22 protein-coding genes are annotated in these 24,112 nt (G+C 47.6%); 14 read left to right on the top strand and 8 right to left on the bottom strand.

The genetic code is table 11. The features are described from left to right. Positions 1-22: 22 nt before the first annotated feature. Complete coding sequence (locus tag ACJJIL_RS13290) at positions 23-655, bottom strand: biliverdin-producing heme oxygenase (RefSeq protein WP_444896752.1); 633 nt, start codon at positions 653-655, stop codon at positions 23-25. 227 nt (positions 656-882) lie between these two features. On the opposite strand from ACJJIL_RS13290, the gene ACJJIL_RS13285 reads away from it, so the two are divergent. From ACJJIL_RS13285 to ACJJIL_RS13270, 4 genes are all read left to right on the top strand, one after another. After that, positions 883-1,398: a sigma-70 family RNA polymerase sigma factor gene (locus ACJJIL_RS13285; RefSeq protein WP_282933363.1), complete on the top strand. Its 516-nt coding sequence runs from the start codon at positions 883-885 to the stop codon at positions 1,396-1,398. A gap of 29 nt (positions 1,399-1,427) precedes the next feature. Beyond that, positions 1,428-2,414, top strand: coding sequence for a FecR domain-containing protein (locus ACJJIL_RS13280; RefSeq protein ID WP_444916138.1), 987 nt, complete (start codon positions 1,428-1,430; stop codon positions 2,412-2,414). A 263-nt stretch (positions 2,415-2,677) separates the two neighbouring features. Continuing rightward, positions 2,678-5,395 carry a TonB-dependent receptor gene (locus ACJJIL_RS13275; protein ID WP_444916139.1) on the top strand — a complete coding sequence of 906 codons (2,718 nt, stop codon included), beginning with the start codon at positions 2,678-2,680 and terminating at the stop codon, positions 5,393-5,395. Positions 5,396-5,413: 18 nt separating this feature from the next. Next, positions 5,414-7,840, top strand: coding sequence for a PKD domain-containing protein (locus ACJJIL_RS13270; RefSeq protein ID WP_444916140.1), 2,427 nt, complete (start codon positions 5,414-5,416; stop codon positions 7,838-7,840). A 114-nt stretch (positions 7,841-7,954) separates the two neighbouring features. On the opposite strand, the gene ACJJIL_RS13265 is transcribed toward ACJJIL_RS13270, so the two are convergent. The 4 genes from ACJJIL_RS13265 to ACJJIL_RS13250 all read right to left on the bottom strand — a co-directional run bounded on the left by ACJJIL_RS13265 (position 7,955) and on the right by ACJJIL_RS13250 (position 12,014). Beyond that, a complete protein-coding gene (locus tag ACJJIL_RS13265; RefSeq protein WP_444916141.1) occupies positions 7,955-9,436 on the bottom strand; it encodes a ricin-type beta-trefoil lectin domain protein in 1,482 nt (493 codons plus the stop codon). A gap of 294 nt (positions 9,437-9,730) precedes the next feature. Then, the gene (locus tag ACJJIL_RS13260) at positions 9,731-10,012 is read right to left on the bottom strand and encodes a 2TM domain-containing protein (RefSeq protein WP_282933358.1); all 282 of its coding nucleotides are present in this window, start codon (positions 10,010-10,012) and stop codon (positions 9,731-9,733) included. 165 nt (positions 10,013-10,177) lie between these two features. Next, positions 10,178-10,807: a maleylacetoacetate isomerase gene (gene maiA / locus ACJJIL_RS13255; RefSeq protein ID WP_444905707.1), complete on the bottom strand. Its 630-nt coding sequence runs from the start codon at positions 10,805-10,807 to the stop codon at positions 10,178-10,180. 76 nt (positions 10,808-10,883) lie between these two features. Further along, complete coding sequence (locus ACJJIL_RS13250; RefSeq protein WP_444916142.1) at positions 10,884-12,014, bottom strand: homogentisate 1,2-dioxygenase; 1,131 nt, start codon at positions 12,012-12,014, stop codon at positions 10,884-10,886. Positions 12,015-12,287: 273 nt separating this feature from the next. Between ACJJIL_RS13250 and ACJJIL_RS13245 the strand changes: the two genes are divergently transcribed. From ACJJIL_RS13245 to ACJJIL_RS13215, 7 genes are all read left to right on the top strand, one after another. Further along, positions 12,288-12,788 (top strand): MarR family winged helix-turn-helix transcriptional regulator, encoded by a 501-nt coding sequence (locus ACJJIL_RS13245; protein WP_444894279.1) that lies wholly within the window; start codon positions 12,288-12,290, stop codon positions 12,786-12,788. 26 nt (positions 12,789-12,814) lie between these two features. Then, positions 12,815-14,005 carry an amino acid aminotransferase gene (locus ACJJIL_RS13240; protein WP_444916143.1) on the top strand — a complete coding sequence of 397 codons (1,191 nt, stop codon included), beginning with the start codon at positions 12,815-12,817 and terminating at the stop codon, positions 14,003-14,005. 69 nt (positions 14,006-14,074) lie between these two features. After that, positions 14,075-15,466, top strand: a complete 1,392-nt coding sequence (locus tag ACJJIL_RS13235; RefSeq protein WP_444896762.1) for a class II 3-deoxy-7-phosphoheptulonate synthase — start codon at positions 14,075-14,077, stop codon at positions 15,464-15,466. Positions 15,467-15,800: 334 nt separating this feature from the next. Then, complete coding sequence (locus ACJJIL_RS13230) at positions 15,801-16,025, top strand: hypothetical protein (protein WP_444916144.1); 225 nt, start codon at positions 15,801-15,803, stop codon at positions 16,023-16,025. A gap of 39 nt (positions 16,026-16,064) precedes the next feature. Then, positions 16,065-16,307 carry a hypothetical protein gene (locus tag ACJJIL_RS13225; RefSeq protein ID WP_444916145.1) on the top strand — a complete coding sequence of 81 codons (243 nt, stop codon included), beginning with the start codon at positions 16,065-16,067 and terminating at the stop codon, positions 16,305-16,307. Between the two features lie 333 nt (positions 16,308-16,640). Then, complete coding sequence (locus tag ACJJIL_RS13220) at positions 16,641-17,348, top strand: hypothetical protein (protein WP_445359924.1); 708 nt, start codon at positions 16,641-16,643, stop codon at positions 17,346-17,348. Positions 17,349-17,443: 95 nt separating this feature from the next. Next, complete coding sequence (locus tag ACJJIL_RS13215; protein WP_413665245.1) at positions 17,444-18,259, top strand: DUF817 domain-containing protein; 816 nt, start codon at positions 17,444-17,446, stop codon at positions 18,257-18,259. Positions 18,260-18,287: 28 nt separating this feature from the next. Here ACJJIL_RS13215 and ACJJIL_RS13210 read toward each other — a convergent pair whose 3' ends face one another. Further along, positions 18,288-19,358 carry an alkene reductase gene (locus ACJJIL_RS13210; protein WP_445359923.1) on the bottom strand — a complete coding sequence of 357 codons (1,071 nt, stop codon included), beginning with the start codon at positions 19,356-19,358 and terminating at the stop codon, positions 18,288-18,290. 95 nt (positions 19,359-19,453) lie between these two features. On the opposite strand from ACJJIL_RS13210, the gene ACJJIL_RS13205 reads away from it, so the two are divergent. From ACJJIL_RS13205 to ACJJIL_RS13195, 3 genes are all read left to right on the top strand, one after another. After that, entirely contained in the window at positions 19,454-20,425 is a 972-nt protein-coding gene (locus ACJJIL_RS13205; RefSeq protein ID WP_445359922.1) for a LysR family transcriptional regulator, read from the top strand. 148 nt (positions 20,426-20,573) lie between these two features. After that, positions 20,574-20,942 carry a VOC family protein gene (locus ACJJIL_RS13200; RefSeq protein WP_445359921.1) on the top strand — a complete coding sequence of 123 codons (369 nt, stop codon included), beginning with the start codon at positions 20,574-20,576 and terminating at the stop codon, positions 20,940-20,942. An 11-nt stretch (positions 20,943-20,953) separates the two neighbouring features. Next, the gene (locus ACJJIL_RS13195; protein ID WP_413665249.1) at positions 20,954-21,340 is read left to right on the top strand and encodes a RidA family protein; all 387 of its coding nucleotides are present in this window, start codon (positions 20,954-20,956) and stop codon (positions 21,338-21,340) included. 111 nt (positions 21,341-21,451) lie between these two features. On the opposite strand, the gene ACJJIL_RS13190 is transcribed toward ACJJIL_RS13195, so the two are convergent. Together ACJJIL_RS13190 and ACJJIL_RS13185 are read right to left on the bottom strand one after the other, a co-directional pair. Next, positions 21,452-22,408 (bottom strand): right-handed parallel beta-helix repeat-containing protein, encoded by a 957-nt coding sequence (locus ACJJIL_RS13190; RefSeq protein WP_445359920.1) that lies wholly within the window; start codon positions 22,406-22,408, stop codon positions 21,452-21,454. A 627-nt stretch (positions 22,409-23,035) separates the two neighbouring features. Further along, positions 23,036-23,986, bottom strand: a complete 951-nt coding sequence (locus tag ACJJIL_RS13185) for a right-handed parallel beta-helix repeat-containing protein (protein ID WP_445359919.1) — start codon at positions 23,984-23,986, stop codon at positions 23,036-23,038. Positions 23,987-24,112: the final 126 nt, after the last annotated feature.

Genomic DNA, 24,112 nt, shown 5'->3' with positions numbered 1-24,112 from the left:
CTGGCTTCAGGTGAAAAATAAATTAGGGTGTAGCGGGCGCTAATAATTGTTCGACATTTTGTCGTGCAAAAGCAAAGGCTTGTTTGGCCCCATTGAGGGCTATTTCTTTTTGCTCTTGGTTGAGTGCAAGAGCATCTAACGCAGTTTTGAATTGGCGCCAGTGTAACCCGCGACCGTCTTCATGTCCTGCCAAGTGGCGTGCGCCGAACTCTTCTGATAAATCCAGATGTTTGCGCGCGTACTTGAGAAGGAATGCCGCTCCTAAGTTGGAGCCTTCAACTACGTAGAGCCAGCCCAGTGCAGAGTGGAAATCAGTAATTGTGACTTCTGCTGCGGCTTGTTGATCAGCTTTTAAATCGCTCTCGGGCATTTCGAAATCAGCACAGTCCTGGAGGACTGCTTCAGAGCGGTCTCTCTCTTTCAGGCCGGGCAAAAAATTATTTAATTCGTCACTTTGAAACCAATCAGACACCGCTTGATGCAGTCGCGACTGCGTGCGAACAAACAGTGCATATCGCTCGCGATTGGAAAATGGTGACAGGGACATAATGCGTTTATCTAGACTCTCGTGGGTCGTATTAGTGCCTTCTTTCAGCCAAGCGGAAAAGGTGGGCTCTGTCGGTTCAACGGATTGGCATTCTGCTGGATTGCTCACGGGATTTTTCCAAAACAAATTAAACAATAACCGCCCGGTTATTCCGGTGGCTTTGTAATGGGTGACGGACCAAATTCAAATTAACCCATCCCGTTGATCAATATTTTTTGAAAAATTCACCGGGTTATTCCAAATTGATATAACATTCTCAGCTCAGCTACTTTAAATGAGAATAGATATCATTTACAGTCCCCGCCCTCAAAAGATTACAGCGCAAGGTCTGAGTTTTGGCCCCGGAAACCCCTTCAACCCCAGGATTTGATGAGCTTTACCAAGAGCACCACGAGTGGCTTGTCCGTTGGATAGCGCGCCGAACTTCCGGTGTTGATAATGCCCAGGATTTAGCTCAGGACACTTTTATTCGTCTGCTGGATAGGCCGAGCCTGCCTGCGGGAATTCGAAGTCCGAGGGCCTGGTTAACCAAAGTGGCCGGGAACCTGCTGATCGACCAAGCCCGTCGCCAAGTGCTGGAGAAAAATTATTTAGCGCTGCTGGAAAATTTGCCGGAACCGGAATGTCCCTCCCCAGAAGATAAGTGGGAGCTATTGGGGCTTTTGGAGCAAATTGATCAATTGCTCAGTGGTCTGCGCCCGATAGAGAAAACGGTATTTCTAATGGCGAGGCTAGACGGCTTAACATACCGCCAGGTGGCTGAGCAGCAGGGGCTGAGCCTTTCCTCAGTAGAGAAATATATCGCAAAAGCCATGCTCAAGTGCTATGCCGCCGCGTACGATAACGAATAATTTTCTATGGACTTGGAACTTGCTTGCCGATGTCAAACGCCCCAGAAAAAAATAGAGAAAAAATTCCTGAAGCAGTACTGTTGCAAGCCGTTAGCTGGCGCGTTCGCCTGGGTTCCGGCGAGGCGCTTGACTCAGAGCGCGATGCTTGCAGTCAATGGCGTTCGGCGGACCCTCTGCATGAACTGGCGTGGCAGCGTTTTGAGCGGATGGAGTCGCCTCTAGATACGGTGGCTCGCCGAGCGCCGCGTTTGGCCCATTCCACCCTAAATCAAACCGATGCAGAAATTCGCCGTTTAAATCGCAGGGCTGCTCTTAAAAGCATGGGTGGTGGTGTCCTTGGGGCTTTTGCCGTTGGCCTGGTGGGATATGACACCGGTTTGCTGAAGTATATGTCCGCTGACTATTCCTCTGGTTCTAAGCCGGCCCAATATACTCTGGATGATAAGAGCCAAGTCTGGCTAAACACCGGTAGTGCCATTGAGTGGGAGTCGGGCACAGCAATCCGTTCCCTTGTGCTGACTAAAGGTGAAATGCACTTGACCAGTGCCGCTGACCCGAGGCCAATGCAGGTATCGGTGCCTCAGGGGCAGCTGATTTCCCGTGACTCGCGCTTTTTTGTGCGCAAGGGCGATGACCACACGATTTTGCAGGTTGTGGAAGGTGGGGTGCAGGTTCAACCGAGTGCGGATATAGAGCCCTTTGCAGTTAAGGCGGGTGAGGCTTATCGCCTTACTGGCGCCGATTCATTCGCTCTGAACAGCAAGATGTTTGATTACAGCGGATGGATTGACGGGGTACTTTCAGCTCGGAGTATGCCATTAGGAGCGCTGCTTGAAGAGTTGTCTCGCTATCGTGTTGGTTTTTTACGCTGTGATCCGGCATTAAGAGATCACCAGGTTTCCGGGGTTTTCCAGCTTCACGATATCGATACCATCCTAAAAATATTGGCGCGTTCGGCGGGAGCTGAACTGAGCTATACCACGCGTTGGTGGGCAACGATTCAATTGCCGGGCTGATAGTAAGTCGCATCGCTCCCTGCCTTCCCCTGTTCGTCCGGGCCGACGGTTTTTTCGGAACGGGCAACCTTTAATTCCTGCTCTTATTGCCAGATGACCACAAAAAAGTTATCCGAAGGTGTCATTTTTTATTTTTGATGACGCCTTTGATTGCTAGTTTTCCCTCCGAAGCAAAAAAAACAAAATAATTCTCATTTAGATTACGGGTTTTTGATTTTCGTTCGGCTTCCTAGTTATACACCTGAGAATAGGAAGCCGCTTAAATGCAGTCCCGCGCCCCAAAACATATTTTGCCCACCTTGTTGGCACTGTTGTTGGCCGTAGTTCCCGTATCGAGTTTTGCGCAAGCCCAGCAGGGCAACACAGCGTTGATCGAATTCAGTTTGCCTGCGGGCAATCTGGGAGATGTGCTCAACCTCTACTCGCGTCAGGCTGGGGTAACGCTCTCTTTCGACGAGAACCTGGTGGAAACTATTTCTGTTCCAGCACTATTTGGCAGCTATCGTGCAGAAGAAGCTCTGTTGAGCTTGTTGCGCGGTACCAACCTGCAAGCGGTTCCCGTTGGTAGTGGTGCCTGGCTGATCCAGTCCGCTGGCGAGCAGGATCTGATGGTGCTGGACAGCATTCAGGTTGAGACTCGTGATGGCGGTGAGAAAGACCAAGCATTTCGTGAATCCGCCTCTGTAAATATCCTCACCCAGGAAAATATTGAGCGCTTTCGCGGTACCAGTGTTGGCGATATTTTCCAGGGCACTCCCGGTGTACTTATCAGTGAAAACCGCAATTCCGGTGGTCTGGATGTCAATATTCGCGGTATGCAAGGGCAGGGCAGGGTTCCTGTCTTAATCGATGGCAGTCGTCAGGAAACAACGATTTATCGCGGTTATGCCGGGGTTTCCAGTCGCAGTTATATTGACCCAGATCTGATTGGGTCCGTGCGTATTGATAAAGGCCCCGTAATGGGTGCCGAGGGCACTGGCGCTACCGGTGGCATTGTCAGTGTAAATACCCTGCGAGCAGAAGATGTCGTAAAACCCGGCGAATTGTCGGGTTTCCGTGTTCGTGTCAGTGGTATCGGAAACAATAGCGAGGCTCCAGAGGCTGGTACTTACGCTGGTTACCACTTGCCTCGCCCTGTTTATCGCTCCGATTGCCGTTTTGCAAGTGATTGCACCGCTGACTATACAATGCCGGACAGCTTTGCGCCGGACCATGGAATGGATAGGCCCAGCCTGTTGGATTTTGAGGGTTACGCGGCGAGCTTTGCGGGCGCCCAGCGTTTTGAGTGGGGTGATCTGGTATTGGCTCACGCCCAGCGCGAACAGGGAAATTACTATGCGGGTACTGATGGCCCCGCGCCGGAAGTGGTTATTGGTGAGCCTCAAGAAATGGCTTGGTATACCGAGACTAAGGTTGAACTGGAGAGTGAACTGGGAGAAAGCATCCCTTACCGCGCCGGGGAGCGGATTCCGAATACTAGTTTTTCTAGCGATTCCTGGTTGTTAAAAAGCAGTCTCCATTTGCCAAAAGACCAAAGTCTTGAGCTGGGCTATATCCGCTATAACAGTATCTTTGGTGAGATGATGCCCTCGCAGGTTCTTTCAAATTTCGGTCAGGCGCGCGAGTGGCTCGATAGTGAAGTGCTTAACCAAACCTACACTGCACGCTATCGTTGGCAGCCGGTGGAATATGATTGGGCCGACTTGCGTGTCAATTTTTGGCACACCGATGCGGTCACTGATCTGAACACACCGAATATATTCTCTATCGAGCTGGAGGATAATATTGCGCGAAATGATGATTATCAGCGCTTTGGCCTTGATATCACCAATAGTATGCGCTTCTACCCCATGGGTGAATTGCGCTGGGATTATGGTGTTTCTGCACAGTGGGAAGACTTGGATAGCGATACCCAGACCGCTGAAGGTATTTATGCCGGTTCCCGCAGTGGTGGGCGCGATGAGTACAGCTTGTTCACCGGTATTGAATGGCAACCGTGGCCGGAGTGGACGCTGGAGTCTGGAGTTCGTTATACCCATTTCTCTTCAAAAGACAATAATCCCCTCCCGTTGAGCATTGATTCCGATTTTTGTGTAGATAATGGGGAAGGGGGCTGTGAGGACGTTTACTACAGCAATAGTCGCTCCGGCACTGCACCTATTGTGGTTTTGACATGGGAGCCGATCAAGGGTTTGCAATTCTATGCCCGCCATGCTCAGGCTTTGCGTATGCCGAGCCTGTTTGAAGGTACCACTGGTTTCTCATCGAGCCCCGCACTGGATATCACCCTTAAGCCTGAGCATGCAAAAAATAATGAGGTTGGGATTAATTATCTTAACGGCCAGTTATTTGAAACTCATCATCAACTCCGAGCGAAAGTTGCTTACTTCGAAAACCATGTTGACGACTATTTGACTCGCACCGGGGTCAACGCCGATGAAGAAAAGCAAGGTAGCGGTATCTCCGATTTATTCCGTATGCGAAATATCGATAGCCTCGACCTTGAAGGTTTTGAGTTCAACCTTGGATACGATGCCCTCTGGTGGTTAGTTGAGCTGAGTGCTACCAAATACAGCCACATTGAAGTCTGTGATGTTGCCAGCTATGTGCGTACTTACTGCACGGATTGGGGTATAGAAAACAGTTATTTCAATAATATGGTCCCACCTAACTGGCATGCCAGTGCGCATATTGGCTTGCGTTTATTCCAGGAAAAATTGGAATTCGGGCTGCGCGGTACTTTTATGGGGGAGCGAAACCCTGTTCCTTATTACGGCGATCAAGCTGGATTTACTGAGCCGGTGCTGTGGCAGAGCTACGAACTGTTAGATTTTTATACCAGCTTCCAATTTAACGATAGTTTTTCGGTGGATTTCACCGTCGACAACGTAACCGATCAATATTACATCGATGCTTTGAGTCTCGGCTTGGTGCCTGCACCGGGACGTACGGCAAGACTCAGTCTCACTTATCAATATTAAACATTTGGAGTTCCACAGATGAAAAGAGCAGCAGCCCTTATCGGCATGCTATGTTTGTCTCTCGTGCTGGCCGCCTGTGGTGGCGGTGGTTCGGGCGACGGCTCAAATAATAAACCTACCGCCAGTATCAGTTTGTTGTCCCCTGTAGACACAACTTTCTCCTTGGCTGGCGGTGATGTCACTGTTCAATTGAGCGGTACTGACAGTAGCAGCTCGCGAGATGCAAGCCTGACTTATCGTTGGGAGCTGATTGAGTGGCCTGAGCTTAGCCTGGTAGAGTTGGCCAGTACTGAGGATGCCTACACAGAGTTTACTGCTGATCTCCCGGGCGACTATGTTGTGAGCCTGATTGTGGATGACGGTACTGAAACCAGTGAAGCATCCCGTATAACGTTGACCGCAACCAGCCCGAATCCAGTGGCAATTACTGAGCCGGTGCACAGTGTTATCCTGGGTACTCAGACCCTGGGCCTTGATGGCAGCTTGAGTACTCCGCCAACGGGTGAGACTGGAGATCTGGAATATTTATGGACCCTGATTGAAAAGCCTCTCGACAGTGCTGCGTACCTGACTAACAGTGACTCTAGCCAAGCTACATTGCACTTGGATATCGAAGGTGACTACAAGCTTGAATTAGTTGTTACTTATAATGGAGTTGCCAGTGAGCCTGCGGAAGTTCTGGTAACTGTTTCCGCCGGTGATGCTCCACCTGTTGCAGTAACAGAAGACCAGACGATTACTCTTGGTGAAGAAGTTGTACTGGATGCGAGCGAGAGTTATGACCCTGAAGGTAACTCTCTGCAATACCGCTGGAAGTGGGCTTATAGTCCGGTGGAAACTGATGGTATTCCGGTTCCCGAGTTAGAGGGAGAGACAACCTCTACCGTTAAATTTACTCCTATTGCGGCAGATACTTACAATTTAATTTTGTTTGTTTTTGATGGCGCAAGAAAGAGTGAGGAGCGTGAAGTTACTATCGTAGTTGAAGCCGATTCCGAAGCGGAAGTCAATGAAGCTCCGATTGGTGAGATAGAAGCTACTGGTTACTACCCATCCTACAGTATTGGTGAGCAAGAGCTGGGGCTTCGCGCTGAATTTAATTTTGTTGGCTATGACCCTGAGGGTGATGCTCTGCAAATTATTGAAGCGGAGCTAATTGAAAAACCTGAAGGTAGTGTTGCCGAACTGGTTGATATTGGTTCTTGGAAACCGCTGGGTAAGAAAATCCAAGAGCTGGATGTGGTAGGTACCTATCGCGTAAGCATGACCGTATCTGACGGAACCAACCAGATAGACCTAGAAGCCACTATGGAAGCCAAGATTGGCAAGGTAAATGGTTATCCTTCTACCCGTAGTGTCGAAGCTCAGTCCAAGTCTGTGCTCGTTGGCGATGCTTTGGTGTTTGATGCCTCCAGTAGCGACCCTAATAATGATGAAATGACCTTCCACTGGGAGCTGGTTGACCGGCCCGATGGGAGTGATGCGGTAATTAAACCGGTTACCGAACCGGAGAGTGGAGAGCTTCGCCGTGCTCAGGTAGTTACCGATGTACCGGGTTCCTATACCGCTCGCCTGATCGTCAGTGATGATCGTGGTCTATATGCCAAAACCTACTCTGAAGACGATGGTCTTGCCAAAGTTTCCAACACGGCACCAGAAATCCGCTCTGTAGTTTGGGCGCGCAACTGGGGTAGCTTATCCACCGGTGAAGATTATTACCAAATCCTGCCCTGTATGTCCTTGCTGCATCGCCCTGTGGTGGTAGATGCTGACGGTGATGAAGTATTCACTTATGAAGAGCTGATCAGCGCGCCGGAAGGTGGTGAATTTACCAGCTATCCAGATAGTGAAGATTGTGAAAATACAACTGGTACCGTATTTTCGAAAGCGGGCACCTACGTATTCCGCTACTACGCCACAGATTTGATTGATGATGCGCCGGAATACGATTTTGTTGTAGAAGTTGAGCCCATGAGCGAAGCCAAAGGTGTGCGTCTGCGTAATATCAACTCCTGGGAAGAGAGCCTTTGGCTGCCCATGCCGTATGAAAATATTCCAAGCTACGGTACTCCGTCAGATTTACGGTGGGATACATCCCCTACCGAAGATGAATACCTACAATGGTCTCTGACTGCAGTTGATGCCGATTACACTATTGAGAATGTACAGGTGAAGCATATCAATGGCGATTTGGCTAGCCTTACACCATGGTTTGAGGGTGTTGCAGAGGGACAGGTTATTAACGAGGGAGAGTCTCTGGACTTCAAGACATGGGTACCCTCTGTTCCCTGTATGCGCACAGATGAAAAAATAGAAGGCTTCCATTTCTCATTTAATATTAAAGAAATCCCGGAGTTGACCTTCACCTACGAAACCTGGGTAGCCATCGATGATGGTATCTTTAGCGAGGGGTGGAGGCAGTGTGAAGCAGGGGAGTTAAATTAATCTTTCAAAGCTTACTTCTGCAATAATACATATTATTGCTGAGGTTCTATAACATTGTGACCTCTTTGAGAAAGGGCGCCTACTAAGGCGCCCTTTTTTAATCGTAATCAAACCTTAAAAGCTATTCTGCGCCCAATCATTGACTGCTTCTAAAACAAACTGCTGGCTCTTATCATTCTTATCACATTTGTAAATTTGAAGGCGCTCACCCTCTTCGGTTGAACTACCCGGTGCGTCTATACAGTAGGTCCAGTTCTTATCGCGATTCTGAATAATTCCACTTTTCTGGATTTGCCATTTTTCCGAATTGCCACCGTCACAATCCCACAGGTGCATTTTATCGCCGTTATCAGCAGATCCAGTGTTGAAGTCAACACAGTATTTATTATTACCCTTGGGACGGAGTTGGCCTTCAGCAGTATAAACAAACTGCTGTTCATTGCTGGAGCCACAGTTGTTGATATTTAGGTTTGAGCCATTGCTATAGCCCTGGGAGACGGTCATGCACAAGTCAGCATTTGACGCAGAACGGATTCTCAAATAGCCGGGAAGACTTCTCCTTACTCCGACAAAAGGAACTGCCATGCCGGTATAATTGGGGGTGGTTGCGACTGTATCAGGATCCATCCCGATTGCAGTGGCACCATGTGCGATTGCTGCAAATATATAGCCGTAGTCGGTATTGCTAAAATCGCCAGAACTATCCCATAGGTGCATCAGCTGTTTGGTTTCAGCGGCTGCGTTGGCTGTTATCTGGTAATGATCGCCAGCCTGGACATTGCCGCAAAATATTCTTTGCGAACTACTGCTGCCTATTGAATCAATGGAGCTGGTAAATTCTTCTGGATCTGCGGTATCTATATCAGGACATAAAAATGCGCTCATCGCGTAGGAGTCTAATGCGGATTCCATTCGATTATTGACGTTGCCTGACTGTCCTCCGGTAAAAATAACGATTACTTTTTTGCCGTTATTTAATAAGTTGCCAACGCTAGGCCATCCCGTACTTGTAAGCGTGGTACGGTAATTTTCTGAGGAAGAAATTTGTTGTAAATATGTAAGCATATCCTGGTAGCTGTACTGGAGGTCGCCCAGCTCTTGTTGGATATACTGGTCAAGTAAATAAATTTCATCTGCATACCAGGCGTTAAACCAATCTAAATTGGTTTTCATATCGATATACAGCATTATTGGCGCTTCAATAGTGTTAACGGAGAGCCAGGATTTGATATCGTCCAGACAGTGTTCCAGACGATCATCGTCTCCGTTGCTATTGCACATGTGATTACCGATGTCGTTTTGTCCATGAGCAACATAGGGCCCATGGCTGCTACCTTGCCAGGCACCGTGATCTACGACATCGATTTCCAGTGATCGAAAGCCTTTGTCGAGCCAGTCAGTCAGTGTTTCACCGTCTTCTAGCCGCTCATAGCTGTTATGGGGCTGTAAGTAATAAAGCTCATCAATACGATGCTCACTGGTGGCCGCTTCTGCTTGGTAATCGGGCCAGTGAAAAGTGTCAGCTTTACTGATGCTGGGTATAGATATCCAAAGTGATAGACATAGAGCGCCTGTAGAGAATTTGAGGAAGGACATTGGGGTTCCTGTTATCGTTTTAATAGTATATTTATTATTTGTTATATAAAAAGTGTGTTAATACTTTGTTACCAGAGCTCGATAATTTAAGCCTGTTAATTAACTGTTTTTTTCAAACGGCTTGGGATGCGTAGATTTTTATTTAGATTACAGGTAATTGTTCGTAAGTAGGCAAGTGTTTGGAATTTTTGCGTTGACAGTGAGAGGCTAGGAGAAGAGTACTTTAAGGAAAGTACTCTAACATCTAAAGCATATGCTTGTATTTGGCGATGCTCCATCGCGCACGATTTATTGCTATTTACGCCCCATTCTCTTATCTATCTGCTTTCTCTCCCAATCTTCACCAAAGAAATTAAATAAATTGAAGGTGCTAATTGCATGGGAGGCGAGCCCTATACCCCAGCCAAATGCCGCCCAGAGTGACCATAAGTATCCGGGGGCGAGTATTAAGTTGGCAATTACTAGTCCCGAGATAACTAATAAATAGGTGATTAGGTGTTGGTAAAAGCTCTTCAGCTTCTTGACATGCTTAATGACTTCTTTTTCTTTGGGGGAGATCTGGTCTTGGGAGTTCATACTGATGACCTCGGCTGATTAGCTACAGCAGTGGGGAATATTATTATTCGAGTTATTTTCAAGTTTGGACAGGGATATTAACCACAGCCAATGACATGTGGCAAGTAGTGAAATTTTCGAGTGTATGAAGGATGCCCGATGAGACCAGGCATCCATAAAAGAGTACTACACAATACAGTCGGGTTGTTCTGAGGGGTGGGCTTTAATAAAGGCCGGCAGTTCATTGCAAGCGTCTGTGATTTTCTGGATTTTGGGGTACTGGGTCATATCCAGGCCAAAGCGTTCCGCACTGTATACTTGCGGGAGTAAGCAACACTCGAACAACCCTGGATTGTCTCCAGCGGCGAAAGGCGAGGGTCTTAATTGCTTCTCCAGCGCCGAGAAGCCCAGGTGTATCCAGTGCTGAATCCATTGAGTTTTTTGCTCATCACTGACTTTGAGTTCAGCCTGAAGGTACTGCAGAACCCTGAGGTTCTGTATAGGTTGAATATCGCTGGCAATACTTTGCGCGAGCGCGCGGATATGTGCGCGGGCCTCAGGGGCTTTTGGAAGTAGCGCTGGTTCTGGATGGGTTTCATCCAGCCATTCCAAAATGGCGAGGGATTGGGTGAGACTGGTTTCGCCATTATTCAGGGTTGGCAGTAGCCCGTGTGGATTCAACGTGCGGTAGTCGTCTCCGTGCTGGTCTCCCTTGAGCAGGTTTACCGGGTGATACTCGTATTCCAGGCCTTTCAAGTTGAGCCCGATACGCACTCGGTAGCTGGCGGATGAGCGAAAGTATCCGTAAAGGTCCATTCTCTTTCCTTTTCTTTGTTTTGGCGTTTGGCTGTTTGAATGTCAGCCTTTTTGGTGTTGTCTGGATGCGCCGTATTCATTTTGGCTTCCAGGAGTTTACATAATCTGTTAGCTCCACGGCATGGGCATCCGGGAGAATATCCCAGGGGGTGCGGCTGTCGATCATTACAGCAACTTCATCGGTTTCCTTGCGTGCATGCCGGGCTCCGGTAGCAAATGCCTTGGGGTGGGGGCCGTGGGTAAATCCCATGGGGTGGAGGGTAAGCATCCCCGGATGAATATTGTCGCGGCTAAAGAAGTCACCACGGTGATAGAAGATGAGTTCATCAAAGTCATCATTGTTGTGAAAAAAGGGGACTTTGAGTGCGCCCGGGTCACTCTCAATCGGGCGAGGCACAAAAGTCGCTACAACAAAACCTTGTGCGACAAAGGTGGTATGAGCCGAAGGGGGTAGGTGGTAGCGGTGGCTCATCAGCGGGCGTATATCGCGCCAGTTGATGCGAACGGCCAGGTTGTCCCCAGTCCAACCACAGGCGTCCAGTGGGTTGAAGGGGTAGGTAATGGTCGACAGCTGTTGCCGGGCTTTAACCACAACCCGCCACTCATCATCGCCCTGTTGATCGAGAAAGGCTTGATCTATACGAGGCACATCCAGCATCGCCTGGTCAAAAATTGCATTGGGGCCAAGGATGCCTTTTTCGGGGAGCTGAAAATGGCTACCTATCGCCTCTACCATCAATAGTTCCAGCGGCTCATCCTCCGTCGGCGTCAGGCGCCATAAGGTGCCGCGGGGCAGCAGGATATAGTCGCCATCGCGAATAGATAGGTGGCCGAAATCACAGAACAAGTCGCCGCTCCCATTGTGTATAAACAGGAGTTGGTCGCCGTCAGCGTTGCGCACCAGATGATCCATAGGCTCCCGGCAGGTCCAGAGGGCGACCTGGCTATCCTGGTTTCGCAGGATCGGCTTTTGATCCCAGGGGCTTGTTCCCTTGTGCTTCATTTGCGTGGCATCAAAAGCGTGGGGACGCAGTGGACCTTCGAACTGACTCCAGCCGGTGGGGGGATGACGATGGTAGAAGTGGGTGCAGGGCCCAAAAAAACCCTCTTTGCCCATTTCCCTTTCAAAGCTGTTGGGAGGGAAATCTGCATGGGCTTGGCGGCTTGTATTTCCTTCCGTTCGCGGAAAGCTGATCCACTGTTTCATGGCGTGGCCTCGCTTCTGTGCGGATGGTTCGAAGGTGTGGCGAAAAATTGAGCATCTCAGCGCCACTTACACGCAAATTTCTTGCGCCATAGATCCAATTAGTTCGCAAATATGGCGCAAAAAAACCTATACTGTCCGGCCATTTTTTCGTATGGCCCGGTAACTTTTCCAGAAAGTATTTGTGCCGATAGTGGTTACAATTGAAACCAATGTTAGTTAAATTGAGTATCAGGTACAACCGGGACACCCGAGCAGGCAGGTTTGAGGGCAGCTATGACAATCGAACAAAACACGCGACCCACCGTTGTTGAGAACGACGAGCTGCGCCTCGAAAAGTTCTTACCCTACCGCCTCTCGGTACTTTCCAACCGAGTGAGTAATGCTATTGCGCAAGCTTATGGTGCGCGCTTCCACCTCACCATTCCCGCTTGGCGGGTTATGGCAATTCTGGGTCGTTTTCCCGATTTATCCGCCGCCGAGCTGGTTGAGCAGACGGCGATGGACAAGGTCGCAATCAGTCGGGCCGTCTCCTCCCTGTTAAAGAATGACTACATTACACGCAGTGAAGATCCCGGTGACCGGCGCCGGCAAGTGCTGAACCTGTCGGAGCTGGGGCGTGATATTTATGCTCGCATAGTGCCGCTGGCCCATCAGTACGAGAATGACTTGATGGCATCCCTATCCACTGAGGAGCGGGAACAACTGGATTGCATTATTGATAAGTTAATGGTGCGCGCGAAGGAATGGTCTGAGCGCGGCCTCGTTGATGAATAAATGAGATAACTAAGAGGAGTTTTCAGATGTTTGAGCATTTAAACAGCCTTCCGCCAGATCCGATTTTGGGCCTTTTGGCCAGCTACCGCGCGGATGAAAACCCCAGCAAAATTGATCTCGGTGTGGGCGTCTACAAAGATGAGGCAGGCCATACCGCTGTCTTGCAAGCCGTCAAGGAAGCCGAAACCCGCTTATTACAGGGTGAGGAAACCAAGGCCTATATCGGCCCGGCCGGAACTCCAGGTTTCAACACAGCCATGCAGGAGCTGGTACTGGGTGCCGGGCACCCCGCGTTGGCGGGCGGTCGCGTTCGCTCAGCTCAAACTCCCGGTGGATGTGGTGCTTTAAGAGTTCTGGCGGAATTGATTAATCGCGCCAAAGCTGGGGCAACCGTGTGGGTGAGTGACCCCACTTGGGCTAACCATGTGCCGCTTCTGGGTAATGCGGGCTTGCAAATCAAGAGCTACCCCTACTACGACCGTGCTACCAGTAGTTTGCAGTTCGACAAAATGGTCGAGACTCTGAAGGATGTGGGTGAGGGCGATGTTGTTCTTTTCCACGCCTGCTGTCATAACCCCTGTGGCGCGGACCTGTCCCGTGAGCAGTGGAAAGTGTTGGCAGAAATGGCGCAAAAGCAGGGCTTCACGCCGTTTATCGATATGGCCTATCAGGGCTTTGGCGAGAGCCTGGAAGATGATGCCTACGGCCTGCGCTTGATGGCTGAATCTGTTCCAGAAATGCTGGTCGCGGCTTCCTGCTCGAAAAATTTTGGCCTCTATCGCGAACGTGTCGGCCTGGCTATGGTGATTTATGCGAATGGTGAAGCCGCCGATAAAGGCCATAGCCAGTTGCTGAGCGCTATTCGTGGCAACTATTCCATGCCACCTTCCCACGGTGCTGCCATTGTAGAATCTATTCTTACTGATGCGGGACTGAAAGCGAACTGGGAAGCTGAGCTGACCGAAATGCGCGAGCGTATTAACGGTTTGCGTGCTGGATTGGTAGAAGGGCTTGCCGCAGCGGGTGCTGCCGGTGAGTTTGGTTTTATCCGCCAGCAGAAAGGGATGTTCTCATTCCTGGGTATCAATCCCGAACAGGTACAACAGCTGCAAAAGGACTATTCCATTTATATGGTGGACTCGAGTCGCATCAGTATTGCCGGCCTGAGTTCCAATAATATGGAATACTTCTGTAAGGCTGTTGCCAGCGTGCTGTAAATTCGGCACATTTGAGGGTGAGCAATATGCTCACCCTTAAGATTTATCCTTTAGAAGTAAGAGTGAAAGATGGAAGTTGAGCTAGGAGTCCCAGTGCCCGAATCCCCCACCCAAATTTGGACCCCCCAGAGCTGGCGAAACTTCACCGCACATCAACAGCCCCAATACACGTCTGCCGAAGATGTTGCCCAGGTGGCTAAACAGCTCTCTGGTCATCCGCCCCTGGTTTTTGCGGCAGAGGCTCGCGAGCTGCGCCGTCAGCTGGCTCAGGTTGCCGAGGGGAAAGCCTTCCTTTTGCAGGGCGGTGATTGTGCTGAATCTTTTGCCGATTTTAACGCAAACCGCATTCGCGATACTTTCAAGGTATTGTTGCAGATGGCTGTCGTGCTCACCTTTGCCGGTAACCTGCCGGTGGTGAAAGTTGCGAGAATGGCCGGCCAATATGCCAAACCCCGTTCAGCAAATACCGAGACGGTGAACGGAGTAGAACTGCCCAGCTACCGTGGCGATATTATCAACGGCATTGATTTTACCGCTGAAGCGCGCATACCTGATCCACAGCGGATGGTAACTGCTTATAATCAATCGGCTGCCACCCTGAACCTGCTGCGAGCTTTCGCCCAGGGGGGATTGGCCGATCTGCATCAGGTGCACAAATGGAATCTCAGCTTCCTGAAGAATAATCCTCAGCGGGAAAAATATGCCCAGCTGGCGGAACGCCTTCAGGAAGCTTTAGAGTTTATGGCGGTATGTGGTGTTACCTCAGAGAACTCTCCCGCAATTCGTGAGACTTCACTCTATACCTCTCATGAGGCGCTATTACTTGAATACGAGCAAGCGCTGACAAGAACCGATAGCCTTACTGGCAAATGGTATGACTGCTCCGCACATATGCTGTGGATTGGTGAACGCACTCGGCAACTGGATGGCGCTCATGTGGAGTTTCTCTCCGGTGTTTGTAACCCGATTGGGGTGAAAGTTGGTCCAAAGATGCAACCGGATGAGCTGCTGCGTTTGATCGATAAGCTCAACCCCGAGAACGATGCAGGTCGCCTTACACTGATTACCCGTATGGGCGCCGATACTTTGGGAGAAAAATTGCCTGCATTGGTGCGCGCCATTCAAGCGGAGGGGCGCTCGGTGGTATGGAGCACTGATCCCATGCATGGCAATACCGTTAAAGCGGGTAACGGCTATAAAACTCGCGATTTTGAAAAAATCCTGCGGGAAATTCGCGACTTTTTCTCGGTACACTGGGCCGAGGGAAGCCATCCCGGCGGTATCCATCTGGAAATGACCGGACAGCATGTCACTGAGTGCACCGGTGGAGCTTGGAAAATTTCTGAAGCAGACCTGGCCAGTTGCTACCGCACCCAATGCGATCCGCGACTAAATGCCGATCAGGTGTTAGAACTGGCGTTTTGTGTTTCTGAATGGTTGCGCGCTGGTCGAATCGCTTAATTGGCTGTTCTCTTTAATTAAGAAATTCTGAATGTAAAACCTCTTATCTTGAGCCTTTGGCTCGAATAAGAGGTTTTCATTTCTCTCAACTGAAACTCCCTCTAAATCAGTATTCTATATTTGTCAGCCTGTATGTGAGGAGCTGCTCCTGTTGCAGTTAAGACATTCAAGCTGAATATTCTCCAGGTTTTACTTCGACTGACAGTATTTAAGTATCAATTAAAGTCACCTTATTTATTAGATTAGGGGATGGATATCCCTTATCCGACATTATTGATAATATTTGATAGTTTGTTCTGTCAATTTTTGTAAAAGTAAATTGTAGGGTGGGGCAATGGTGCGAACTATAGAGTTTTTGTTGGGTTTATGTCTTGTTGGCCTTGGTATTTACCGGGGGATCACTGTTGAAATCGATGTTTACGCGATAATGCTAGTCGTATTTGGTATAGGTTTGATGGCACGATGGTTCGGTTCCTCCAGTAGCGATGAGGATAATGGTTGGTACGATAGTGATTCTGGCAGTAGTTCGAGTGGCAGTTCTTGCAGCAGCGATGACTAGTTTTTCTGTCTGACAAACTGTTATTGGAGATTGCTTACATTGGCTAGTTTACTGACTTTGATTCCTTATGCTGGATTAATTGTTGCTATTTACCTGGGAATTAAGGGGCGCGAACTCGCCTGGAAAAATAAGCAATGGGAAAGCCTTGAGCATTTTAATTCTGTTCAGAAAAAGTGGTCTGTTTGGGGTGTTTGTTTGTTGATAATTCCTATTTTGGGTATTCTTGCTGCAGTAGCGATACCTGCCTATGTAGACTACCAGAATGCGGTAGGAGCTCAGTAGATCGGGTTCTTTATCGACAAAGGGTTTGGCTTCCTGCCATTCCCTTTCTGATTAATTCCCTGACTTTTCATTCCTCTCTCTATAACTAGTATGACTGTATTTTCAATGTAATTAAGTCATGTTCAAATTCCAAGAAGGGCGCTACAAGCTTATTGAAGAGTGTGGTGTTTAAGTTTTGATCGATTATGCCAGGATAGGTTTAGAAATAAGGTGTAATCGATTTCGGTCTTTAAATCTGTATCATGTACCATTTTGCGCTGGCTTGAAGCTTAAGTGACTTGTCAGCAGTGCTAGCTAACCAGCTTGACGCTGGTTGTATAGGGATAAAGCAAAATGACAGATATGGTAAAGGGACATTACTCAGTTAGTCGCAGGAAGTTTTTTGCTGCAAAAATATTGGGCGTATTGTCGGCATTAGTAGCAGTGTTATGGGCACTTACCCAGTATCTATTTCCTGAGCCCATGATTTACCTATACGGCATATGGCGCCCTGAGTATTTTGTAGCCTTTATGGCCATTGTGATTGTGTGCACTTCGCTATCTCTATGTATTTGGAGCTACTTAAAAAATCGCTACCTATTTGGTGTGGTTGTGGTTTTGGCTTATTCGATCTCCTGTTTTTCATTTTTTATTCTGGGGAAGGAGTATCACAGTCCGGATTTTGTTGCAGGTCTTCCAAAAACGACTTCTGAAGGTGGTGTTGTTTACCTGCAAGGGGTCGAGATTCATCACAATCATTGTGTAAGACAGGGCGGTACAGTGCAGTGCCGTATGACCGTGACTAATCGGAGAAGTCGGCAGAAAGTAAGGCTTTCCTCCTGGCGCCTGATTATGAAAGATGGCGCTGTCTTCAAGGAGTATGAGGCATTTAGGGGTGGGCAGGAAGTGAGGGGAATGGTATATCTGGAGCTTCCCCGCGGTTCTGAGGCCGAGCTGGAAATCGTGTTTTTTGAAGTCCCTGAGAACTATACTGAAATCTTGAATCTCGGCTTTAAGGCCGGGAGTAAAGAGTTTGGATTTAAAAACATAAATGTCAGATAGTTTTTTCTAAAGATAGAAAGGTATTGGAATCGGTAGGCTTGAAGCCACAGAAATTTTCCTCTTAGGTGTTGTTTGCAGTGTTATCAAGTGTGGATTTGAAACGATATATTCGTGAGTTCTGGTTGTTTGGCTTGAGGCAGGCTTATGCCTGTATTTTTGGTGGCTTCTTGCTGGGAATTATGATTGTCACCAACTATTGGTATCCACTGGAATCGATTCACCGGTATGACTTTATCTTTTTGGCTGCTATAGCCTTTCAGGTCTTTCTTCTAGCGACAAAACTGGAAACATTCAGGGAGTCAATAGTTATTGTCGTATTTCATGTCGTTGCGACCGTCATGGAGATATTTAAGACCTCCGATGCTATTGGCTCATGGAGTTACCCGGAAGAGTACTTCTTTGGAATTGGTAATGTGCCACTGTTTACAGGGTTCATGTATAGCGCAGTGGGCAGTTACATTGCTCGAGTGTGGCGAATTTTTGAATTTGAATATTCTCACTATCCATCGAAATTGCTGACAGTTGTTCTGGTTGTGTTTATCTATGTCAACTTCTTTACACATCACTATATCTGGGATTTCCGCTGGGCGTTACTAGCGGGAACAGTGTTATTGTTTTATCGAACCAATATTTACTTTAAGGTCGTTGAAAAGCATCGCTCTATGCCGCTTCTTTTGGGGTGGTTGCTGGTAGCACTGTTTATTTGGTTTGCTGAAAATATTGCTACTTTTGCAAATATATGGATTTACCCTAATCAATCCCATGAATGGCAAATGGTATCTCTGGCGAAGCTCAGTTCATGGTATCTACTGATGCTGCTGAGTTTTGTACTGGTCTCACTGATTAATAACGTGAAGATCCGCTCCGAGACTGCTGGTGCTCCGAGTACGGAAAGCAGGTCGCCCGCTTAAGGCGACCTAGCTGCTTGCTCCTTAAAGGTTAGGGCATTGTGGGGTAATCGGTATATCCGTTTGCGCCACCGGTATAGAAGGTGTTTGGGTCTGCTTCATTTAAGCTCGCATCGGCTTTAAAACGCTTTAGCAGGTCCGGGTTCGCCAGGAATGGAACGCCGAAGGCAACCGCATCTACTTGCTGCTGCCCAATGGCTGTATTGGCCTCATCTCGCCCGTACCCCATATTGCCAATCAGATTGCCCTGATACAGTTCCCTTGCTGGAGTCAATACATCTCCGAGTTGCTCGCCGAGGAAGTCGGCTCGCATCAAGTGCCAGTAGGCCAAATTATATTCATTCAATTTTGATGCAAACCAGCGAGTGTGTCCCTCAGGATCGCTATCGCGCATGCTGTTGAATCCGTTTAGGGGAGAAGTTCGCAATCCAACTTTGCCGGAGCCCCAAACTTCGATAACGGCTTCCAGAACTTCAAACAGCAAGCGTGCACGATTCTCTAAAGACCCACCGTACTCGTCTGTTCTAAGGTTTGAGCCATCCCGCAAAAAACTGTCCAAGAGATAGCCGTTTGCACCATGAACCTCAACTCCATCGAAGCCAGCATCTCTAGCATTGATTGCTCCCTGTTTAAAAGCCGCGATAATTCCTGGGATCTCCACAGTTTCAAGGGATCTTGGGGTGGTGTAAGGTTTTTTTCCGTCCGGTGTGTGAACCGTATCGTCAATGGCGATTGGGCTGGCTGCAACCGGCGTTGTGCCATTATTCAAATCGGGGTGACTGGCTCGCCCACCGTGCCAAAGTTGCAGGAATATCTTGCCGCCTCTCTCGTGAACGGCGTCAGTCACTTGTCTCCAGCCTTCGATCTGTTCCTGGGAGTAGATACCTGGCTCAGAAATAAAGGCTGAAGTTCCCTTTGCCACCATAGTTGCCTCGGCAATAATCAGGCCGGCGCCAGCCCTCTGTGCATAGTACTCAGCCATCAAAGGGGTAGGTACGTGGTTTTCAGCTCTTGCGCGGGTCAGGGGGGCCATCACCGCACGGTTGGCAAGCTTCACATCACCTAATTGAATACCTGTAAACAGATCCTGTGTCGCAGTCATCTTGTGTGCCTCAATGTTGTCACGAAAAGCAGTTGTCTATCGATGGCGCACAGACTAAGCTCACAGCTTATTGGAAACAATAAGGTGTTTGGAAATTGATTGTTCGCGATTTGGAAACTATAGACTTTCGAACTTTATCGATCTTTGTGACCACTTGCAGACTGCTGAGTCTCACCCAGTGTGCCGAGGAGCTGGGGCTGCCCAAATCTACAGTGAGCAAAGCCATTTCGAAGCTGGAAGAGCAACTGCAAGCCAAGCTGCTGGAGCGCTCTACACGGAAAATTGAGATTACTGATGCGGGTAGGGTTACCCTTCGCCGGGCCTCTTTACTGGTGGAGGAGTTTAAATCCTTGCGCGAGGATGTGCGGGAGATAGAGCAGCAAGTACAGGGGTTGCTGCGTGTATCGGCCCCCCCGGCCATGGGTAGCTACCTGGCCCAGTATATTTTCCCTCCATTTCTCCAGCAGTGGCCGAAAGCCCAAATCTCGCTGGAGCTATCCAACACTTTTGATGACCTGTTTATTCAGGGTATAGACCTGGCAATTCGTGTCGGGCAGATCGCCGATGACCGTTTGGTGGCGAAAGAAATCGGGTATACGACTCAGGTTCTGGTAGCCAGTCCGGACTATTTAAGGGAGTACGGAATACCTGAGTCACCCCAGGAGCTCAGGCAGCACAATTGTATTACAGCCGGGACTGCCCCTGAGTCTGCTTTTTGGACTCTGGTATCCGAAAACAAAACGGAATCTATTGAAGTGCGAAGTAACTTCCATTGTGGCAATCCAGAAACGGCAATAAGGGCTGCTGCTGGCGGGGTGGGAATAGCTCAAATTCCGGTTAACAGCATGATCTGTGAGTTGGAGAAGCAGGAGTTAATACGAATATTTCCCGAATGGCACGCGATATTTATGCCAATTTATGTAGTCTATCGGCCCGGAGTCAATAAGCCCAAGAGAGTCTCGGCAATGTTGGAGTATTTAAATGAAATTAAAGGCCGATTTGAGTTCGGTCCTGATCACCAGCTATGCCAATATGAGACCTGCCCGTTGACTACTGGGAATTTGTAGAATTTAGGTATGGGCAATTATCTGGAGGTGCCGTTCTCACTAAATAGAGACCTGATCACGGATTGAAACCTTTGAAATACAGTAGTTGCTTTAGCGGTAAGACCATAAAATCTTAGGTTTTACTATTCCCAATAGGGTGCTTTACGACATGATTTCTCATATAACATTAGGTACAAATAACTTGCCTAGGGCGGGGCTGTTTTATTGCAAGATTTTAGCCCCTATTGCTGCGGAGGAAGTTTATCGCTCTGATACAGTTATTTTCTGGCAGTTTAAAGGCTCCTCCACAAAACTTGCTGTTACTGTTCCCTATGATGAAAAGCCGGCGAGTATTGGTAACGGTACAATGTTAGCCCTTAACGTTGGCAGTATTGATAAAGCCGATAAGATTTTTTCTATAGCGCTTGGACTTGGAGGGACATCTGAAGGTGATCCAGACTATAGGAATTCGGAATCTTTTTATGGGGCCTATTTTAGGGATTTGAATGGAAATAAAATAGCCGTATTTACTCGTTAGAAGGAGTTAAAGTGAGAAAATTGGTAAGTTCCGGTTCATACCTTGAGAATCCCATAGGGTTTTCAAGAGCCTGTAGGATCGGGGGGCAAATCGCTATATCGGGGACCGCTCCTATATCAGAGGGCAAAACTGCCTTTATCGGTGATGTTTATGGCCAGACCAAACTCTGCTTGGATATTGCGGTCGCTGCTCTGAAGGAGGCTGGTGGACATCTGCCTGACGTTATTAGAACCCGGATTATGTTAGTTGATATAAAGCGCTGGGAAGATGCGGCCAGGGCACATGGGGAACTGTTTTCAGATATTCGCCCTGCCTGTACTTTTGTGGAGGTTAAGGGGTTTATAGACTCTAATTGGTTAGTGGAGATTGAGATGGATGCCGTTGTCTCTGAAAGTTAATTTGAAAAGGGGGGTAATGCCGACCTGAAATAGTAGCATTGGCAGTAAATGGGGGGCGGGGTTATTGCCTTAGTTTAAAGGCTAATAACCCCGGCAGACGTAACTTAGGGTTTATTCAAGGCAGCTCGGTTCAGCTGATGAGAAGGTGTTGCCTGACCAAAGGTTATTGTTAACGCTACAATCCTCACTCTCAAAAAGATCTTCAAGGTCGAATATGCCGTTTCCTGTGGCAGTGTTAAAGACAATGTTATTGCCAGTTGCATTAACACCGGTAACTATTATACCGTAGGCTCCATTGTCACTGCTGGTATTTTGACTGATGCCATTGTTGGATGCGGAAAATTCTAATGAAATTCCAGAAGATCCATTTTCTACTGTTATATTATTCGAAACGGTGCATGAGCTTCCTTCAATTTCAATACCTGTGTTGTCATTGTCTTGTACAATGTTCGAGACAAAGACAGAAAAATCTCCGTCTAATTCGACTCCATCAGCGTCGGATCCAGTAATAGTATTGCCAATTATTGTATTGGAAGTGCCGTCAACTTCCATGCCCTCGTCACCGGATAACTCAATGATGTTTTGGGAAATAAAATTAAGGTTACCATTGATATCGATTCCATCATCTGAGTCATTCCCGTCACCAAGTGTATAATTGCCTGTGACGATATTGCTATCACTGCTTACAACAATGGCATCGTCCAGTGGAAGCAATGCATTTATGCCATATACAGTGTGCCCACCCGCCTCTAAGAGTAAAACTGCGTCATTGCAACCATTTACCGTTCCGGTGGATAATTCAGCTGATGTGCCTATAAGCACGATTCCATTGCCTGCATCTGATCCTAAGCAAGTCAAGGAATGTCCATTCATATACAGACTTCCAGTTGGCCCCTGAATTGTTAAGGCAGGAGCATCCGTAAACTCACAAACTAGATCCTCAGTTAGGGTGGCGGGTTCGGTAATTACATCTCCGCAATCTACGGCATTGACCGTTAATGATAGGGAGACTCCTAAAGTAAATAGAGTTGTGGAAAGGGTTTTAGGGTATTGGATAGGGTAGAACATGGGTAACTCCTTTTAACAGCTATAAGAAGTGTAGATATTAATACGGTGATGTACTTTAATGGGGTAGTATTAGCTGTCTATATCTTTTATAGCGCTACGGAGTTTTTGGTGGTTTTTGCGTGCATCTGGGGCCTGTGTGTAATTATCAGAAAATTATATAAAGCTCCTCATTTTTCTGGTTTACATAATCAAGACAGTAGGAGTTAGATATTGTGAATATATTGTTTTCCATGATTTGTTTGAAGTGAAAACTGGATTATTTACACTGAAATATAACCCGTTAATACTACCATTGGTTAGTTGAGCGCCCCTATTATCTCTATTTCTATACCGAGTTCGCTAGTGTTGTACATGGGGTTGTAGATATTAATATATAAATCTTATGCCAGAATAAGATCTGCGGACTCACTATGCTAGATCCTGATCGAAAGTGGTAGGTAGGGTTATCCGTTGTTGTCTGAGTTAATTAACATGTAGAGGATTGCGGTATATTTTCCTAGTTGATATTGTCGTGTGTTTAATGGCGACCCTCTTTTTGAAATTAAAAGAGGGTCGTTTGTACATTTAAATTCTCATTTAATGATTTTTTTTGCTGGCCATATGCCTATATGGTCTTAAATTATCAATTCAATCTAGGCAGCCCGGGTCAGAAGTGGTGAATGTATTGTTTATCCAGGTATTGCTGCTTATGCAAGCAAAGTTTTCTGGATCATATAAGTCGTAGGTATGGCCCTCGGAGAAGTTACCAGAAATCGTATTGTCGGTAGGCATACTGTCCGCAATATATATTCCATAAGTGCCATTATAAACAACGTTATTGTTGGCAATATTATTGAATTCGCCCTGTAGTAGCTGGATTCCTGCAAAATCATTATCTGTAATCTTATTTTGCGCGATAGTGCCGTAGCTACCAGCAACTGAAATACCTTGGTAACCATTGAAGTTGGATATGTTGTGGGTTACACGTGAAAAAATACCGCCAGCTACAATTCCATCGGTTGCACAAAAATAGACCTCGTTAAAGTAAACATGATTGTAGGCTCCTGTAATTTCGATGCCAGGATTGTCAGTATTTCCAACAAAATTGTTGTTGACGAGATTGTTGTTACCCTGGATTAGGATACCTTCATCGACAACCCCACTACCTCCAGTGATTGTCATATTGCTGACTACATTGAAATTGCTTTTGACATAAACAGCATTATTACCAGAATCAGTGATAGTGACACCTGTAACATAATGGCCACCATCACCTACAACAGTCACAGCGTCGCCGCAACCGATTACGCTACCCCCGCTAAGCCGGGCACCACTTTCCAGTAAAATAATACCTGTGCCAAATTTATTGGTGGAACAGGTCAAACTGTAATCTCCCATTGAAAGGCTGCCAGATGGCCCTTCAATTGCTATTGCGACAGAAAATTCATCATCAATAGTGCACACTAAATCACTATCTAGGGTGGTCGGAGTGGTTATTACGTCACCACAGCTAACCGCCTGAGCTTGTGAGCCTGTGGCGGCACCCATTGATAAAACCGCAACAGCTGCGCCAAGTGGTAAAATGGATTTCTTTTGCATGAGTCTATCCCTACCTTTAATCAGTTAAGTGAATGTATGAATAAAATAAAAAAGCCAGGTTTTCTGGGTTGATATTTGTGTCTAAAAAAGAGTGCTGCTTTTTGTTAAAATATTGCCCGATTTGTC

The organism is Microbulbifer maximicatervae (SeqCode), assembly GCF_052468095.1.
The sequence above is the reverse complement of the archived record's forward strand: the minus strand, read 5'-3'. Positions and strand labels throughout refer to the sequence as shown.